This window comes from Deltaproteobacteria bacterium, from assembly GCA_017302835.1.
Classification (GTDB): Bacteria; Bdellovibrionota; Bdellovibrionia; order Bdellovibrionales; family Bdellovibrionaceae; genus UBA2316.
Genome location: JAFLCC010000010.1, coordinates 61,194 through 78,939, shown reverse-complemented (window position 1 = coordinate 78,939; position 17,746 = coordinate 61,194). Strand labels below are relative to the sequence as shown.

Genomic DNA, 17,746 nt, shown 5'->3' with positions numbered 1-17,746 from the left:
TTTATTTTTTACATTTCTAAATCACGTATTAGTTGGAGAATTATTTTTTGGCGATTTTTGCCCTCCTGGGGGTGAAGTTCTTTGTATACTATTTTGATTTCGTTTTTCGGTATTTAGCTTTTTACACGCGTCTTCATTATTGCGAGCCCAGGTTTCTTCAACCCTAAATGATGTATCTGATGTCAGGGCGGCAAAGATCTTATTGGTTTTTGGTTCTCGAATTATTAACCTTGTTTCCGTTTCTCCTGTTTTTTTTTGGCAATTTATTGCTTCAAATTTAAATATGTAAGCTAAATCAGAGTCTATTTTATCATTTGTAGGAAAAGCTTCAAGAGTTTGCCCCATGCGTACTTTTAATTTATCTTCGGTTGTATTAGTTGATGCTTTTTCGACAAAGCACAATCTACGATTATTGCCACAATTCTTAGAAGCAAAACCATATTTTTCAGGTAAGGATTTCAATGTTTTATCATAGAATGCATTCACCGTTTCTCCTTGATCAGTTTTTATAACAAAAACTCCATTTTCAGCTGTTATAGAAATGTGAGTTTCTTTTATTTTGATTTCACTTTGACAATATCTTTCTTCCTTATTCCAAAAATAGGTTAGCTTTGCTTCATTGTTGCAAAGCGGATTTGAGCTATCATCCACCTCATAGGCGAAAACAATCTGAGTTAGGGATAAAGTCAATAAACTGCAAATAAATTTTTTCATGAATACCTCATTGAACTCATCGTTCTAAAAAAGAAATTCATGAGTGGAAGTTAAATTTTTTAAGTTTTTATTGCCGTAAGCCCAGAAAGTGAATCATAATACTTGTTATGATATTACTAAGGGACATTGATAAGGTTTTAACCTTGGCAGGAGCGGCTCAAAAAAGAGCTCGAGGCATTCAAGACGAAGATCTAGGCATTGTGGGAAAACAATCTATACTTGTTTCTAAAAATAAAATTATTTGGTTAGGTGACTTAAAAAGAATTCCCAAAGTATTTAAACCGCAAATTAAAAAGGAGATCAATCTAAAAGGCAAAACGGTGATGCCTAGCTTTGTGGAGTGTCATACTCACAGCGTGTTTGCAGGAACAAGAAGAGATGAGTTCGAATTAAGAAATCAAGGGGTGAGTTATCAAGAAATTGCCCAAAAAGGTGGGGGCATCTTATCGACACAAAGGGAGTTAGATAAAATCAGTGCGAACGAACTTCTGAAATTAACCCAAGAGAGAGTGAACAAGTTTATTCAGCAAGGTGTGTCTGTTATTGAAATAAAAAGCGGCTATGGATTGGATTTAAAAAATGAGATAAAATCCCTTGCCGTTCTAAAAAAAATTAAGGGAGCTCAAGTTGTTCCAACATTTTTAGGAGCCCATGGGATTCCGAAAAAATTTCACGGTGAAAAAGAATATCTCGAGTTTTTAAAGTATCAAGTCCTTCCCCTTGTAAAGAAAAAAAAATTAGCAGAGAGAGTGGACATTTTTATCGAGAAAGGTTTTTTTTCAGTGGAGGCGGCTCGAGACTACTTAGTTTATTCCAGTCAGTTGGGTTTTAAAACCTTAATTCATGCCGATCAGCTTTCCTTGAGTGGAGGGACAGAGCTGGCTTGTGAGCTTCAATCACTTTCTGCGGATCATGTGATCCAAATTTCAGACAAGCAGATAGAAAAAGTAGCTGATTCAGAAGTGACTTGTGTGTTATTGCCTCTTGCAGATCTTTATATGAAGTGTTCTTACCCTCCAGCAAAAAAATTGATTGATGAGGGGGCCAGAGTGGCCCTGGCAACTGATTTTAATCCTGGAAGCTGTCCTTCCCAGGATGTGATGATGGTGGGGCTACTGGCCCGTTTAGAAATGAAAATGACCTTGGCTCAAGTTATTTGCGCCTACACCATGGGAAGTAGTTATGCACTTCAATTGGAAAGGGAGTATGGTTCAGTCGAGATAGGAAAAAAAGCCTTTTTTTCAATTCTTTCTGGTGAATATCAAGATCTATTTTATTCAAGCACGGACAATCCCATCACAGAAAGATTTTATGATTCTAAAATTGAAAAATTAAACAGCGCGGTCTTCTAGTGACAATACGCAGGTCAGTTGAAAGCGTATTAGAAAATATTAATAAAAATAATGGGATTATGAACCAAATACGGGAGAAAAGAATCCCCAATCAGTGCAGACTGTTTCGTTGCTTATCTAAAATTAGATTTAGGCTATTACCAGACCGTTGGGCGCTAACAATTGTAAAATTCTGATTTTTAAAGGCATCAATAATTTCATCTTGGTAGTATGGGCGGTACAGAATTCCTTTTTTCATTCCCCAATCACTAATTCTTTTAGCAATGTGGCCGAAAAAAGTTTTTTCGTTGGGATACAAAATTACGTTTACGTAGAGCGAACCATCACGGCTTAACACTCGATACAGTTCTTTGATTGCTTGATCCAGTTCGGGAAAACAATGCAATGCATTTGCGACGTTGATGGTACTAAACTGGCCATTTTCAAACGGTAACTTGCCGACATCAGCAAGAACCATTTCAAACCCGGTGTCTTTAAATTTTTGCCGAGAGCCTTCAAGCATTTCATCCGAGTAATCAAAGCCATATCCATGCCATTTTGGTTTTCTTTGGATATACACATTATAGAGATAAATCATTTTAGCCAGTGTGCCGGTACCAATGGCCGCTTCCAGATGGCTTCCGCCAGTATTCTGGCCAAAGAATCGAATTTGTTGAATGAGAGAATCATTGTAGGAGAGTTTTAATATGAAAAAACCACGAATATCATACCACCAAGGCGGAGAGTCATAGGCTTTTCTGATTTTCTTTAGTTTTTTTTCGGTGTCGATTGGCTCAAGCATTTCTGTTACCTCGGGCTTTCCAATTTTAAATTTGGTAATTGATTGAATTTTAGATGGACGAGGAGATGGTGACTAGCTTAAATTCGGTGGACTTCGTAATTAGACAAGCCATTTGTGATAAATAAGTTTCATATTTGGCTTAAGAAAAATTTGAAAAGGATATTTGTGATCGAAAAAGGTGATTCAACATTTTCAGGTGACTATGTTCCCAAGAGTTTTGATATTAAAACGTTTCAGACCAAGAAAGAAATTCGCCACCTTGAGAATTTAATACTTCGAACGTTGCGAGGAAAACAAAGCCAAATGCAAATGAGCCAACGGCTTAAGTATAAATTCAACATTTATGGAAAATGGGAATCCGGTGCCAAAATAGTTATGTGGTCTGATTTAATAAAAGTATTTCAGCTGAAAAAAATTAATATTTCTAAAACGTTTGCCGATACATATAAAATCTTAGATGAATCAGAACAGGCGGATTCCTCAACGGTATTACTACATTTTTTTGAATTTTATTTTTTCCGTGATCTTTCGAATTTTTCAAAAGTTTTAGAAATCCCAGTGCTTCGTGTTCGACGAATGCTGAAGAAAGAAACTCCCGCTCCAGCATCCATTATTTTTAAATTATTAGCCTATCGTCCGCAGCATTTTGTGGAATTTTTGGATACATTGCATGTTTCAGATTCGTTGCCAGAAATAAAAAAAGAAATGGCTTGGATTAAATCGATTGCTCATAGTCAGTTCGTTGCCCCTGGCAATTCGGCCGTCTTGTATTTTCTTGATACAACGGAATATAGGAAATTAAAAACGCACGACGTTGGTTTAATTACTCGGCGATTACAAATGACTCAAAAGCAAGTAGAGTCGGCGCTATACACACTGTTAGAAGACAAATCCATAGAGTATGACGGAAAGAAATATTGCATAAATACCCGCTGGATGGAGTTTCCAGTTTCGGATTTTCGTCAGACCGTGCCGTTATTTAATTATTGGGCTTATCGAAGCTTGTGTTTTCTAAACAATAAATTAAAAAACAATAATGCCAAAACAGAAATTCGCAATGCTGCTAGCTTTCGGGTTTTTAGTGTTTCAAGAAAAACGGCAATTAAAATTACGGATTTGATTAGACAGTCCCATCATGAAATTATGCAATTAATCAAAGACAGTGATCGCGAAGACGTGGTGGTGCGTGCGATGATGATGACTCATTTTGGTCTTGAGGAAAGTCCTCCCATGAACATGATGTCTGATCCTGATCTAGGACTTGTTGTAACGTAATAGTTTTCTAGGACATCCATCATTATTATTTGAGTTGGAATTTGGATTGAATCGCAGTGCATTCAGTTCAATTTCAAAATCATTAACAAGTTCATTAGCTTCATCAAGAGTTAAGCCTGCAGCTATTTTTATCTGCTTCTCAGTATTCCAAATATTTGCGATATCCAATTCGCTTCCTCCATAAAATTTATCCACTTTTTATTCTTCAGAAATTCACACAAAACCCTTTGTGGGTGTGGTTCCTGAGTTTCGTAAAGAGTCGATTAAGGAAGAATCGAAAGGGTTCTGTCAACCAATCCCAATACAAACTGAAAAAATTTAGAAGCATCTGGAACTCCAGGCACATTGAAGGATTTCTTCAGATAGAAAAGTTTTCCGTTATCATCAATAATGATGAGAGTACCTGAAGCCCAAGTCATATCTCTAAAAGATCCGGTATATACAAGAGTTGGTGATAATTTAGAACTTTCTCCCCAACATTTTATTTGTTTTGTAGGGCTTACCGTTTCTACTTTCCCACAGGCAAGAGTTCCGACTTCAAGACGATCATAGGGACTTGTATCGGTGGTCAGAGTAAAAACTGATCTTGTGGAAGAGGTTCCATCTCCTACGGGACCAGCACCCCAACACATGACTCTATGATCTGAAGCACGAATCGCGCAGACCCTCTGACTCGAAACCGAAACGTCACTGAATGATATTCCAGGGGATATACTCACAGGAGACAAAGAGTATTCAGTAATCCCATCTCCCATTTTTACAGTATAGGCATTTCCCCAACACTTAAGCAGTCCGGAGGTATTTATCGCACAACCCAAGCTATCATTATAAGAAAAATTAGTGATGTTGGATAAAATAGTTGTTGGAGTTAGCCTTTCCAACTTATCGCCAGTTCCAAGATTATAATAATCTGAGTTTACACCCGGGCCCCAAGTTTTTATATCGCCTGTGGTTGTCAATCCAGCACGCTGATTAAAGTTGGTAACGTTTATTTTCGAGTAAGAGACACCGGGATCAATTACAATAGGTGAATCTGATTTATTTTTTGAACCATCTCCCAAAGGGCCATCTCCCCAGCATTTCAAGACTCCCAATCCAGTTATTCCGCATTTTATAGAAATTTGTTGAAATGTCTCGCCTGGGAAATAGCTCAAAGGATTAGATCTATAGTAATTAGTATTATCACTGGAATTTTGCGTGGCTTTCCAACAACGAAGTTTATCAGAAATATCTGTAGCACATAAATTTCTCACTGATTTGTAGTTAATGGTGCTTGGATAAGATAAAAGGGTATCGGTATTAGCTAAAGGGGCTTCGGTGTTAGCATAGCGAATATAATCAGGGAAAGAGATACATTTTAAATACCCATATATGGTAATTCCACAAATACCTTTTCGTGTAACCTTCAATCGAGCATAGCTTTCCTCATCCCACAAAACAGGAGTCATAGAAAAGTACGATTTTTGATTATCTCCTGCAGTTGGCGTTCCCCAACAAGCGACCTTTTGATCGGAACGTAAGGCACACATTCCTCGGTTATAATCTAAGGCAAAAAGGTCAGTGTAGGTGTTCTGGCTGTCAACCAGTATCGGTGATTGAAAATCGGGACTTGTTCCAAAGCAGTAAATCTGACCAAGATTGGTTAAGGCGCATAGACTTGAACCTGCTGCTACCTTTGTATAAACACGAGAATCATCAAGTACTACCGGAGACAGATGATTTGAATTCCAGCACTTGACGGCCCCTGCGACGGTGATTCCACAAGATATACCCTTTAAAAAAATCTTAGAATATAAGGTACCAGCATCCGTTGTCACAGGGATGTTGCTATTGGATGTAGTTCCATTTCCTAAGGGCCCATGACCCCAGCATTTCAATATACCTGTAGTTGTGATTCCACATACTTTACTATTATATGATCCACCGGTGATGTTTATTTCCGCATACTTGTTCGGGCTATCAACAAGTGCTGGTGACCTTACATCTGTAGTTGTACCAATGCCAACGGCGCCATCAGTATAGGATTGATCCCCCCAACAATAAAGATTATCATTGATATCAATTCCGCAAACGACATTCCAGTCTTGTTGCGCCTCAACTTTTTTCCAAGTAAATCCGTTTATTTTTGTTGGTGAGGCAATATCGACATTTGTTCCTTGCCCCAGATTTCCATCAAAACCCCAACCCCAACAGTAGAGCTCGTTACTCGTACTTAAGGCGCAATCAAAACTTTGATCGGTAATGATTTCCTTAAAAGTAGTTCCTACGTTAAGTTTTTTATAGCCTTCTGCGTACTTAGAGGCACCGCCTCCGCCACCGACACTTCCCGTGCAAACTAAATCTCCGTTTGTCAATATTTGGCATTCTCCATAATAGCCAAAATCTAAAACGGAGGCCGTAGCAGCTCGTTGAGCATCTCTCACAAGAATGTTTCCTATACTGCTATTTCCAATACCATGAGGACCTGTCACGCTTGATATTCCTAAAGATATTAACTTATCAGCGCCTTCGCTTGGATTTGATACGAGTGGCACCGTGACATTTACTGAGTTCTGACCAGCAGGTAGAGTCACCTGACCTGCGGTCAACCCCAATTCATCAACTAGATCACCAAAAAAAAAGATCATAGTTAATTGTTATGGGTGATAAGGGAGCTACTTTCGAATACAATGTGAATTGGACATTTTGATTCCCTTCGATGACGGACTTCGCTGAACCTAAAACCTCGATATAAGATTTGGCCGACCTGGTCCAAGAGTGGCTCGTGGCTGCGGAATAGGCTTGCTGAACCCCATTAGAACTTATTCCTATCACGCATAGGGTGATAGATTCATTACCAAAGGAATTTAATGAATCCCAAATCCAATTCTTTGGGCTAATCCCAGCAGCAGAATATCCCGAAGGCAGGGAACAGTCGATGCTTGCGGTTGTTCCTAATTTATATTTATAAGCGGCCAAGTACTCACCACCAACTTCCACCGCTAAGTATTCATCGCTATTTCCATTTTGAGGCAAGTTATATAGTTGGGCCATCGGTTGGGAGTTTACATAATTGATCGAAGTAGAACTGCAAGATGTAACCTTATTATCTAAATCTTTAAATTTAACAAAAACTGATTTTTTAAAAGAAGAATCAGAACTTAAATTCCAAGGTTTTGTTAGAGCTACGCTTTCCCATACGCCTCCGGAAGAACAATTTGGATCGTTAGTAAGGTACATCTCTTTAAAATTACTGGAATAGGTCATGTTTAACACAACAGAAAGAGAAGTGGTTTCTAAATCTCCATTGTTGATGCTCCTTGAAAGGGAGCTTTATTTCTTAAGTTTAGGCCAATAAATTTTTTAGAAGATAAGTTTAATCCAGTTTTGGAAGAGTCAGTTGCTGATTGAAGGTCTCGAATATTTACCGAATACCACCCACATCCTGATGATAAAAAAAGGAAAAAAGATACTAATAGAAAAAATGAAATCCTCGTTAGAAAGAAGATCGGCAAAACCACAAAAAAAGTTAAATTATTATGTCGAGACAGCGGATCCTTATGAGACATGAGACGATTTTGTTTCATCTTGATATGTGCGCTCCTATTGTGGAGATCAGCTTCTGGCAAGCTATCTAAGGCCATTAAACTTTAATTCTGAAATTGAGAAATTAAACAGCGCGGCAATCTGGAGAGATCTGTAAGAAATGAATTGATTCTTAATTTGGAATCTACCTAAGCTTAGGAAAAGCAGCATACGAGTTGCTGCTTTTAGTTGGACCCAAGGAGGGGTAATTAATGAGAAATTCCTATGCTAATATCATGCAGTCTAAATATTTCACCTTGGCTTTTAATTCAGCTATATTTGACGGCCCTATAAGAATATATTTTGCTCAGTTTCATGAAGCCTTTGCTTTGAAAGTTTATTTTGAAATTCAGCAACGGTTTAAAGAAGATCTTCAGTTAATTAAGTCCGCCTCAAAAAAAACTCATTCAAATATGATGGTCATGATTTATCCAGATAGGGAACAATATGAATATGGATTTTCTTCCGATAAGACAGTGGGGTTGGAAATTTGGAATCAGGATATTGTATTGGGCATTGAAAAACCAATGGATGAATCTGAAATAGAAAAACTAGTAGACTTGTTTCAAATTGCCATTTTTAAATGGAAAGAAATAAATGAAAAAAAACAGCTACCTTCACAAATTGGGCTTTAACCAAAAAGGCCAGTTAGTAATAGAGTATGTATTACTGCTTTCAATTTCTGCGGTGATTGCAGCTATTATCGTCAATAAATTGGGAAGTCGAAATGAAGATGAACCTGGTGCTATTATAAAGGGTTGGACCGCAGTTATTAAATCAATTGCTGAAGATCAGGCGGATTCTTGCTTTAAGCCCAATTGCCAATAGAGCGTGATTGAAAAGTCTTAAAAGTAAATAGATGTTCTTTTTTTTAGTTCCTCATTGAGTTTTTTTTGCATGAGTTCTTGAATGTCACTGGCGATTTCATGAATGAGATCATTGTCATTGAGTGCTGAGTTATCATAAGGCAAATAAATGGGTTCAAGGAATTTAATTTTCCATTTAGCTGGAAAAGGAACAAGATTTAGAGGCAGGGGCAAGGTCAGGCCTTTAAAGATTTTACTCGCATTAAATTGAGAAAGAGTGATATGTGATTCTTCTGCACCAATGATCAATACGGGAATAATCGGCGAGTTTGTTTCTATGGCCATTCTGACAAAGCCTCTTTTGAACTCTTGTAATTGATACATTTTTTGACTGGGTTTAAAATTACCTTGTTCTCCTTCTGGAAAAAGAACAACGGCATTTTTTTTTGATAAAAAGTTTTTTCCATTTTCATATTTTGCTTCGAAGAAACCCATTTTTTGGAAGGGAATGGCGGTGAGCTGACTTGCAAACCAAAATTTATGGGTTAAAATACGTGGGTAGCGTTTGGCTTCTTTAACAATAGAATAATTTAACAATAAGGCATCTATCCCAGTAAAGCCAGAATGATTTGGAGTAATTAGTACGGAACCTTTCCTTGGAATGTTTTCGGCTCCTTCTATATTTAGACGAAAGTAGATTTTTAGGAGCTCTAAAAGGTGAGAGGGAATTGTTTTAAAATAAAACGACTCTGTATTGATTTTTTTAAGTAATTCATTAATCATCATAGTATGTCTAAGTATATTCTTTCTATTGATCAAGGTACAACATCTTCTCGTGTTTGCTTATTTGATAAATCAGGTTCTTTGGTGGATCAAGAGCAAAAGGAGTTCACGCAAATATTTCCAAAACCAGGATGGGTGGAACATAACCCCGAAGAAATTTGGAGCTCTGTTATTTTTTGCTTAACAGAGATTCTAAAAAAATATAACTCAAAGGATATCGTCTCGATAGGAATAACGAATCAAAGAGAAACCATAGTTGCTTGGAACAAAGAGACAGGGATTCCTATATATAATGCCATCGTCTGGCAATGTCGAAGAACAGCAAAGTTATGTACTCAATTAAAACCATTTGAGAAAAAATTAAATAAAATTACTGGCTTGCTTTTAGATCCCTACTTTTCTGGCACTAAAATTCGTTGGTTGCTCGATGAAGTGCCAAAGGCTAAAGTGCTTTTGAAGCAAAAAAAACTTGTTGTTGGGACGATCGATTCTTTCTTAATTTGGAAACTGACCAAAGGAAAAGTTCATGCGACAGATGTGACAAATGCTTCCAGAACCATGTTAATGGACTTGAAAACCAGAAATTGGAGTCCTGAGTGTTTAAAAATTTTAAAAATACCAAAGGAAATATTACCGGTAATAAAACCATGCAATGATTTTTTCGGAACAGTGGATTGTGCGGAGTTATCTGGTTTGATTCAAACGCCCATCGCCATTCATGGGGTGGCCGGGGACCAACAGGCAGCTCTTTTTGGCCAAACTTGTTTTCAAAAAGGATCTGCAAAGTGCACTTTTGGCACAGGAAGTTTTATTTTGTTTAACACAGGACATTCCATAGCCACATCCAAAAAAGGACTTTTAACGACCTTAGCTTGGGAACTAAAGGGCGAGAAACCTAGCTATGCTCTTGAAGGAGGAGCTTTCAATTGTGGTTCAGTGATTCAGTGGTTGCGAGATAATTTGAATTTGTTAACCCAGTCTAAAGATATTGAAGAAATTGCTGGTTCGGTAGGTTCTGCAGAAGGTGTTGAATTTGTTCCCGCTTTAACGGGTATGGGTGCTCCATACTGGAAGGAAAAGGCCACCGGCTTAATTCATGGTCTTACTCGTAAAACAACAAAGGCCCATCTGTTGTATGCTACTTTGGAATCCTTGGCTTTGCAAAATGTGGATATTTTTAAAGTCATGCAACTGGAAACAAGGTCCAAGCTTAGATTCTTAAAGGTCGATGGCGGGGCTAGTAAAAATAATTTATTGATGCAGCTTCAATCTGATTATTTAAATGTCCCAGTTAAAAGATCGAGAATTGCAGAAACAACTGCCGTGGGTGTTGCATTCATTGCAGGGCTTGGATCTGGATTTTGGTTATCTAAGAATGAGTTAGAAAAATTATGGCAAGAAGATAGGGAGTTTAAACCGCAAAGAAATAAAAAAGAGTTGTCAGCTAGGTACCGATCGTGGCAGCAAGCCATTCAATTAACTATACAGAAACAAAAATAATGGAAATGTTTAAACAAGTAACCGAAGAGTTAAAAGAAAAGATTTTACATTACGCTCTTTTGAATAGAACGATGGTTGTATTTAAGTATGCTCATTCCAAAGTGATACGTACCCGTATAGAAAGCTTGGGTCGAAAGTATTATATTACCTGCAAAAGACCTAAAGAACTGATTACGTTGAAGACGAAGGAAGAGGCCATGGCTGTTTTGCCCTACGGGGAAGAAAGATATTTTTTTAAATCTTATTTACTTATAGAAGGAAATTATCTTTTATTTAAAAGAGATTCTGAGTTCTACCATTTAAAGAGGCGAAGAAATAGACGAATAAAAATTCCATCTTCATATTTGGCTTTTTTAATGATAAAAAAACAAAATTTTAATTTAACTTTTTTAAAGGCTGTTCTTTTAGATTTCTCTGAATCTGGCTGTAAAGTGGCCCTGAACACAGACACTCCACTTTTTAAAAAAGGTGATGAGCTTATTGGGACTTTAAGAATTGGAACCAAAAATGGCGTGGAAGTTCAAGCGGAATTGATGCATTACTTTAGAACAGAGAAAGGAAAATTTAAACAAACCTTTGGTATTAGATTCGTTAAAATGAGCCATTACCAAGAGAGTTATCTAAAAACATTATACTCCGAATTACAAAGTGAATTACATCATGGATAGAGATATTTTTAAAAAAGTACACCTTTCTGATAAAAAAAGGATTTTCAGGCAGATTGCTACTGAGAACACGCTTCTTTTATTAAAAGTTGAAAAACAAGATGTAAAGAGAATTATTGTCAAAAGAAATTTGGACGATAGAACCCTAGAGTGTGAATGCCAAAAAGGGGATGACCTAGATCTTCAAATTCCAGAAGTCGCGGTCATCAACCTTACCTATTTAGAAGATCGGTATTTTTTTTCGGGAGTGGTTAGAACAGTACAGAAACAAATCTATATTGATATTCAGGGAGAGCTTTTTTATCTGCAACGTCGGAAATCTGCAAGGATGGAAATTCCTGATTCTTATGTTGCCAAAGCCAAAGTTCTTGATTTTTATGGGAAAAAAATGCAATTAGAATTTAAGGTGATTGATTTTAGCAGCGGAGGCTGCAAAATTTCGTTAAGCTCGATGCTTCCGCTTATCAGAACACAGGAAAGATTCAAAATGCTAATCACACTTGGAAATAGAAGTTCTTTTGAGGCTGAAGTCGAAGTAAGACACACTAAAGAAATTTTTAAATTAACAGATTTACCCCAAGCCTTAGGCGTTCAGTTTATTAATTCAGATCCATTTTTTGAGGGTAAAATGTTAAATCTTTATATGGATGTGCAAAGAGAAATTTACTTAAAGTTTATCAAAAAAGGATGACTTCACCGTTTTATGAGCGTTGTTAGACCTTTCTAAGGGCCTTAAGTAAGGAGGATTAAATTAAGTTATTTATTTCCTTGATATGGTTCAAGAAATAAAAATTTAGGTCTTTATTTTTTGGAATTTCAATTTGATTTTTTTGTCCTCCGGGTAAATAGAAATTTTTAAAGCCCAGCTTGATGGCTTCTTTGACACGAATTTCAGGAAGCATGACACCTCTGATTTCTCCAGTGAGACCCACCTCTCCAAAAAAACAGGATTTCATATCAATTGGTTTATCTTTTTCACTTGAAATAATGGCAGCAGCAATTGCCAAATCGGCAGCTGGTTCAGATATTTTTAAGCCGCCAACAACATTAATATAAATATCACTTTGATTAACATGAATATGTGCGTGTTTTTCAAGAACAGCAGTGAGCATATGCAATCGATTTAACTCTATTCCAACACTTGTACGACGAGGGAGAGGTAAATGAGAGTTCAAAGAAAGTGCTTGGATCTCGCAGAGCAAAGTTCGTTGCCCTTCTAATGAACTAAAGACAACTGATCCAATTGGCTTTTGTCCTCGCTCCTGTAAAAATAACTCGGAAGGATTGCTCACTTCCTCGAGGCCTCGATGGCTCATCTGAAAAATCCCTAATTCTAAACATCCTCCGAAGCGATTTTTAATTGTTTTTAACAATCTGAAATGGGATTGGTTGTCGCCCTCAAAGGAAAGAACACAATCGACCATATGTTCTAATACTTTCGGCCCAGCAATGCTTCCATCTTTGGTAATATGACCCACGAGAATAACGGCAATTCCAAACTGCTTTGCTAAAGACATTAAATTAGCTGCACACTCCCTAACTTGGGAGACACTTCCTGGTGCCGATTCCAGTTGGGAAAGAAAAACAGTTTGAATCGAATCAATAACCAAAACATCTGGCTTAGATTCTTTAGCAAGCTGGATAATTTTATTTAGTTCACTTTCGGAGCCAATTTCTACATTCGCGGATTTAATTCCCAAGCGGTGGGCTCTGGACATTGTTTGATTTGTACTTTCTTCGGCCGAGATATACAATACACTTAGATTCTTAATTGCCAGTCCACCAGCAATTTGGAGCAATAAAGTACTTTTTCCGATTCCTGGGCTGCCACCCAAAAGTAAAAAACCACCTTCGGGTATGCCACCACCGACAACGCGATTGAATTCTTCAATTCCCGTATCAAATCTTTTTAAAATATCTTCTTTTGGACTTTCGTTGAGCCGAACTGGTTTTTGCGTATCAACAGACCAGCCCCTGGTCTGGGTGGGATTAATTTCAGTAAAGATTTCCTCAACATAACTATTCCAAGCATTACATTCGCTGCACTTACCCTCCCACCTTGGTCGTTGGGCTCCACAGTTTTGACAGGTATAAATCGTTTTAGACTTCGTTTTTGCCATCTCTATTGGGTATCATATACCATAGATGTATGACAATCATTGATAGGAAAAATTAATGAAATTATTTGCTTGGCTTATAGTGGCGCTCATTTTTATAACGACCAAACAGGTCAGCTCACAATCAGATGTGTTTGCGAAGACAAGAATTCTTATTCAAAATAATCAATGGGAAACTGTTATTTTGGAATTAAATAAAGAGTTAGAAAAAAACTCTACAGATCGAGAACTCCTTTTGTTTCAAAAAGCCTATTGTTACTTTCAATTAAAAAAGTACACAACAGCAGAAGAAATCTTCGTTGACTTAAAAAAAGATAAAAATGTATTTAACGAGTACACCCTTTATTTTATTGGCCTAATTAATTACCATCAAAATTTATTTGCTAAAGCTAAAGAGTCATTTGAATTAGTATTAAAACAAAAAACAAATTTAAAATTAAAAAATGAATCCATGTTTTATCTGAGCCAAATTGCTCTTAACGAGAAAAAATATAATGAATCATTTGAACTTTTAACGAAATTAGAAAAAGCCACTCGAGGAACTGAACAGCACCCTGAAATTCTTTATCAATTGGCAAGTGTTGCTGATCAGTTAAAAAAAAACCCTATAAAGTGCAAGCATATCATGAAATTATATGTTCAATACCCTCAGTTTGATAAAGTTTCGAATTGGGGATATAATCTTAACTTAAATCAGATAAATGAAAAACCAAGCAACTGTTCTTGGGAAGTCGACGATTTTAAAAAAAGGGTGAAAAATTCTCTTTGGGCCGGATTAGAAAAAAAAGCTTTTGAAGAAATTAATAAATTCAGAATAGATTTTAAAGGAAAATATGACTTCGAAGCTGATAAAATCTTAGCTTCTTATTTTGCCCAAGAAGGAAATTTAGAGGAAGCCTATGGGGTTCTTAAAAAATATCTAAAAGAAAATGAGAACAATCATGATTTTTTAACTCAATTTGCACCGATCGCGGCACGTGCAGGAGATCTTCCAACGGCGATTTCGGCCTATTACAAAGCGTATCAGCTTCATAAAACTTCAGAGAAAGGAATACAGGCGCTATTTCAAGCTGCTTTTATGAGTTATCAGGCGCAAGATTATGATTGGGCAACAAGAAAATTTCGGGAATTTTTAAAGGTAAGTAAGAATGAAAAACTGAATAAAGAAACCCAATGGTACTTGGCTTGGATGAGATATTTAAGAGGAGATTATTCTGGCTCTTATGCGGATTTTAAAAAACTTTCCTCGGTTAAGAACAAAAAAAAATACCGATCTTTAAGCCAAGAAAGACTTAATTATTGGATTGGAATGTCCTTGTACCGTCAAAATAAATTAGATAAGTCTAAAGTTTATTTTGAAAAATTATCACAAGACAAGGAAAAGGGTTACTATTCTATTGCCGCGCAAAAGCGTTTAGAAAAAGTGAATCAAGAAATAAAACTGGCTTCCCAGGCAGCGACCTTTAAGATACCTCATAAAATTTCTCGCTTTCAAATCGAGGAGTTTTTATCACCCTCTAACGAAGAGGTTATTCTAGATGAAGATTCCCTAGTGGAAAATCAACAGGTCGAAGAAGAAATTGATCCTTTCGAGCCCACTCCAACTGTTGAAATTTTGACAGAGAATGAAGAAATTCCATTTAAGACACCAGAGCTTATCGAAAGATTTGAAAAGGCCAGGGCTTTGATTATTGTTGGTTTAGAGCAATGGGCAAAATGGGATTTATATGACATCGAGAAACGAACAAAAAATAAGGATTACTTGAAGGCATTAATGAATGAATACTCTTTAGTTGGTCAATATTACCGATCCAGTCATATCAGCCAAATTTATTTTAACAAGGTGAAAGTACAATTAGGAATGAATCAAGGAAAGCAGTTATGGGAATATGCCTTTCCTAGGGCCTACCCGCAAATCGTAGATAGATATGCAAAGGAATTTGATGTCAATCGTGAATTAGTTTGGAGTATCATGAAAGCCGAAAGCCAATATCGTATGGAGGCGATATCTCCAGTAGGGGCTCTTGGCTTGATGCAAGTAATGCCCTACACAGGAAATCGAATTGCTGAAATTTTAGGGGATAAACAGTTCAGTCCGAAATACTTATTAGAGCCAGAGCAGGCAATAAAAATCGGTACTAAGTATTTGCAACGATTAAATAAAAAATTCAATCAAGCCCTACCTTTGGTAGCCGCCAGCTATAATGCAGGTCCGCACCGGGTAAAAAATTGGCTGCAATTATTTGGTCATTTAGAGACTGATGAATTTATAGAACACATTCCATTTCTAGAGACACGAAACTACGTTAAAAAAGTAATTACGAATTCGTATATTTATTCTCAGTTGTACGTTCCAAACGGTTCGACAAAGCCTGATCACGTACCTTTTTTATCTGGTAAGTTGCCATTTACTCTAAAAGAAAAAGCACCAACAAAAGAAACCTGGGAAGAGATATAATGCTGGAACTGAGTTTAAGAATCGTTAAAAGTATTTTTAAAGGAATACTAAAATTTTTAATTTCTATCCATTTTTTAATAGTGATTACCTTTCTATTTTTAAAATTTCTTCCAGGCAGTTATATCGAAGATGAATTTATTGTTGTTGAAAAAAGCCAGATAAGCGAAAATTTTTTTTTTGAACTCAAAAAATATTTATTCAAGGTATATCAATTCAATTTTGGTAGTTCTTATCAAAGTCCTAAAATGACAGTCCAAGAAATTATTCTCAGTAGGTATCAGTCCTCGATAAAAATTTTACTTGTTTCCTTTATGATTATTGTATTAATCGCTTTGTTGTTTTCAATGCTGGCATTGCTAAGCAAAAGGCTAAGAAAGTATCTTGGTTATACGATTAATTTCTTAAATTCGATCCCTTTATTAGTTCTTCTTCCCTTGATAATATATATTATGGCCTTTAAATTCGAATTTGTTCCAACCAGGTATGACTCTGAAAATATCAAAAGTTATCTTTTTGCTGTCTTTATTATTTCATTGAAACCTCTATTTCAGCTTACAGAGTTAATTTTACAGAAATGGACCTCTGAAACAAAGGCCCAATATAATTTAACGGCAAAGGCCAAGGGGTTATCCCTGTTTCAGATTTACACAAGGCATTCATTTAAAAACATTGTCCCTTCCGTCATTAATTTTTCACAGGCAACTTTTCTAACTCTCATTTCTGGAAACTTTTTAGTTGAGTCATTTTATTCGATTCCTGGAGTGGGACTCAGTTTTGTGGAAGCCATGAGTAATAGGGACTTGCCCCTTATTTTAGGCTGTGTGATTTTTTTAGGTACCATTTATTTTGTCGTAAATTCAATATCTGAAATTTTCATTTTATTTCTTCAAGTAGAGAACAGGAAATCTTTATGAGGAAATTAAATTTATTTTTCTTATTCTTAGTTTTTATAGCTTACCCGATTTTATTTTGGAACCGAATGAATGTCGTCAATGTAAATGTGATTTCACTGGCTCCAAATTGGTCTTATCTTGGAGGTACAGATTCTTTAGGGCGCGACTATTTGTTAAGATGTATACAGGGCACCTATTTGTCGGTTTTGATTTCATTGTTTAGTATGATGTTGGCCCATTTATTAGGGTTTATAATTGGCAGTCTATCCGTTCTAAAAGTATTTAGAGTGAGTGTGTGGTTGCCTCGATGTATCGATTTGTTGGATGCCTTGCCAAGCTATTTAGTTGTAAGTGTTCTGGCCTTGTTTTGGCAAAGCTTATTCAGAAATATGGATCTTATCATCAAATCTATATTTAGTTTAATTCTTTCCATTTCATTAGTTTCGTGGATGTCAATAGCGAGAATCGTTAGATTAGAAATTTTACAAATTTTGGAAAAAGAATTTATATTAAGTTCCAAGCTTTTAGGAGCAAGCTTTTATGATCTCATTCAAACTCATTTTTTTAAATTTACTATAAATTTTTTAAAAACTTCGGTAATCCAGCACCTACCCCATTTTATCTTGTTAGAGAGCTTTCTTTCTTATTTAGGAATTGGCATTATTCCCCCTTATCTCTCTTTAGGAGGGCTTATTTCAGAAGGATGGAAACTGGCATTTATAAAACCTTTACTTTTTCTAGTTCCCAGTTTCTTTTTAGTTTTAATTTCAGTTGAATTTAAAAGAATTCTAAGGAGTTTAAAAGGTTGATTTTTATAAAAAATAAATTTAAAAAACAG

17 protein-coding genes are annotated in these 17,746 nt (G+C 36.2%); 10 read left to right on the top strand and 7 right to left on the bottom strand.

Features of this window, described 5'->3' with window-relative positions; genetic code table 11:
- Positions 1-21: 21 nt before the first annotated feature.
- Positions 22-714 carry a hypothetical protein gene (locus tag J0M15_12035; protein ID MBN8537774.1) on the bottom strand — a complete coding sequence of 231 codons (693 nt, stop codon included), beginning with the start codon at positions 712-714 and terminating at the stop codon, positions 22-24.
- A 107-nt stretch (positions 715-821) separates the two neighbouring features.
- Between J0M15_12035 and J0M15_12030 the strand changes: the two genes are divergently transcribed.
- Complete coding sequence (locus J0M15_12030) at positions 822-2,066, top strand: imidazolonepropionase (protein ID MBN8537773.1); 1,245 nt, start codon at positions 822-824, stop codon at positions 2,064-2,066.
- 91 nt (positions 2,067-2,157) lie between these two features.
- On the opposite strand, the gene J0M15_12025 is transcribed toward J0M15_12030, so the two are convergent.
- Positions 2,158-2,847: a methyltransferase domain-containing protein gene (locus tag J0M15_12025; protein ID MBN8537772.1), complete on the bottom strand. Its 690-nt coding sequence runs from the start codon at positions 2,845-2,847 to the stop codon at positions 2,158-2,160.
- A gap of 165 nt (positions 2,848-3,012) precedes the next feature.
- Here J0M15_12025 and J0M15_12020 point away from each other — a divergent pair, with 165 nt between their 5' ends.
- Positions 3,013-4,122: a hypothetical protein gene (locus J0M15_12020; protein MBN8537771.1), complete on the top strand. Its 1,110-nt coding sequence runs from the start codon at positions 3,013-3,015 to the stop codon at positions 4,120-4,122.
- Here the strand turns inward: J0M15_12020 and J0M15_12015 are convergent.
- The 3 genes from J0M15_12015 to J0M15_12005 form a co-directional block, all read right to left on the bottom strand.
- Positions 4,102-4,290 carry a hypothetical protein gene (locus J0M15_12015; GenBank protein MBN8537770.1) on the bottom strand — a complete coding sequence of 63 codons (189 nt, stop codon included), beginning with the start codon at positions 4,288-4,290 and terminating at the stop codon, positions 4,102-4,104. The two genes, J0M15_12020 and J0M15_12015, sit on opposite strands and share 21 nt — an antisense overlap.
- A gap of 95 nt (positions 4,291-4,385) precedes the next feature.
- The gene (locus J0M15_12010) at positions 4,386-6,749 is read right to left on the bottom strand and encodes a hypothetical protein (GenBank protein ID MBN8537769.1); all 2,364 of its coding nucleotides are present in this window, start codon (positions 6,747-6,749) and stop codon (positions 4,386-4,388) included.
- A complete protein-coding gene (locus J0M15_12005) occupies positions 6,730-7,368 on the bottom strand; it encodes a hypothetical protein (protein ID MBN8537768.1) in 639 nt (212 codons plus the stop codon). Before J0M15_12005 ends, J0M15_12010 begins: the two co-directional genes overlap by 20 nt.
- Before the next feature lie 530 nt (positions 7,369-7,898).
- Between J0M15_12005 and J0M15_12000 the strand changes: the two genes are divergently transcribed.
- Both J0M15_12000 and J0M15_11995 read left to right on the top strand, forming a co-directional pair.
- Positions 7,899-8,321, top strand: a complete 423-nt coding sequence (locus J0M15_12000; protein MBN8537767.1) for a hypothetical protein — start codon at positions 7,899-7,901, stop codon at positions 8,319-8,321.
- On the top strand, positions 8,284-8,514 hold the full coding sequence (locus J0M15_11995; protein ID MBN8537766.1) for a hypothetical protein: 231 nt from the start codon (positions 8,284-8,286) through the stop codon (positions 8,512-8,514). The genes J0M15_12000 and J0M15_11995 overlap by 38 nt, the downstream gene beginning before the upstream one ends.
- Before the next feature lie 17 nt (positions 8,515-8,531).
- Here J0M15_11995 and J0M15_11990 read toward each other — a convergent pair whose 3' ends face one another.
- Entirely contained in the window at positions 8,532-9,278 is a 747-nt protein-coding gene (locus J0M15_11990; protein ID MBN8537765.1) for an acyltransferase family protein, read from the bottom strand.
- Between the two features lie 3 nt (positions 9,279-9,281).
- Here J0M15_11990 and glpK point away from each other — a divergent pair, with 3 nt between their 5' ends.
- The 3 genes from glpK to J0M15_11975 are packed head-to-tail and all read left to right on the top strand — an operon-like array spanning position 9,282 to position 12,131.
- A complete protein-coding gene (gene glpK, locus J0M15_11985) occupies positions 9,282-10,775 on the top strand; it encodes a glycerol kinase GlpK (GenBank protein MBN8537764.1) in 1,494 nt (497 codons plus the stop codon).
- A 5-nt stretch (positions 10,776-10,780) separates the two neighbouring features.
- Positions 10,781-11,443, top strand: coding sequence for a PilZ domain-containing protein (locus J0M15_11980; protein ID MBN8537763.1), 663 nt, complete (start codon positions 10,781-10,783; stop codon positions 11,441-11,443).
- Positions 11,436-12,131: a PilZ domain-containing protein gene (locus J0M15_11975; protein MBN8537762.1), complete on the top strand. Its 696-nt coding sequence runs from the start codon at positions 11,436-11,438 to the stop codon at positions 12,129-12,131. Before J0M15_11980 ends, J0M15_11975 begins: the two co-directional genes overlap by 8 nt.
- A gap of 55 nt (positions 12,132-12,186) precedes the next feature.
- Here J0M15_11975 and radA read toward each other — a convergent pair whose 3' ends face one another.
- Positions 12,187-13,560 (bottom strand): DNA repair protein RadA, encoded by a 1,374-nt coding sequence (gene radA / locus J0M15_11970; protein ID MBN8537761.1) that lies wholly within the window; start codon positions 13,558-13,560, stop codon positions 12,187-12,189.
- 55 nt (positions 13,561-13,615) lie between these two features.
- Here radA and J0M15_11965 point away from each other — a divergent pair, with 55 nt between their 5' ends.
- From J0M15_11965 to J0M15_11955, 3 genes are read left to right on the top strand one after another with little or no spacing between them, the layout of a single operon-like run.
- Entirely contained in the window at positions 13,616-16,015 is a 2,400-nt protein-coding gene (locus tag J0M15_11965) for a transglycosylase SLT domain-containing protein (protein MBN8537760.1), read from the top strand.
- Positions 16,015-16,929: an ABC transporter permease gene (locus J0M15_11960; GenBank protein MBN8537759.1), complete on the top strand. Its 915-nt coding sequence runs from the start codon at positions 16,015-16,017 to the stop codon at positions 16,927-16,929. The genes J0M15_11965 and J0M15_11960 overlap by 1 nt, the downstream gene beginning before the upstream one ends.
- A complete protein-coding gene (locus J0M15_11955) occupies positions 16,926-17,717 on the top strand; it encodes an ABC transporter permease (protein MBN8537758.1) in 792 nt (263 codons plus the stop codon). The genes J0M15_11960 and J0M15_11955 overlap by 4 nt, the downstream gene beginning before the upstream one ends.
- Positions 17,718-17,746 lie beyond the last annotated feature (29 nt).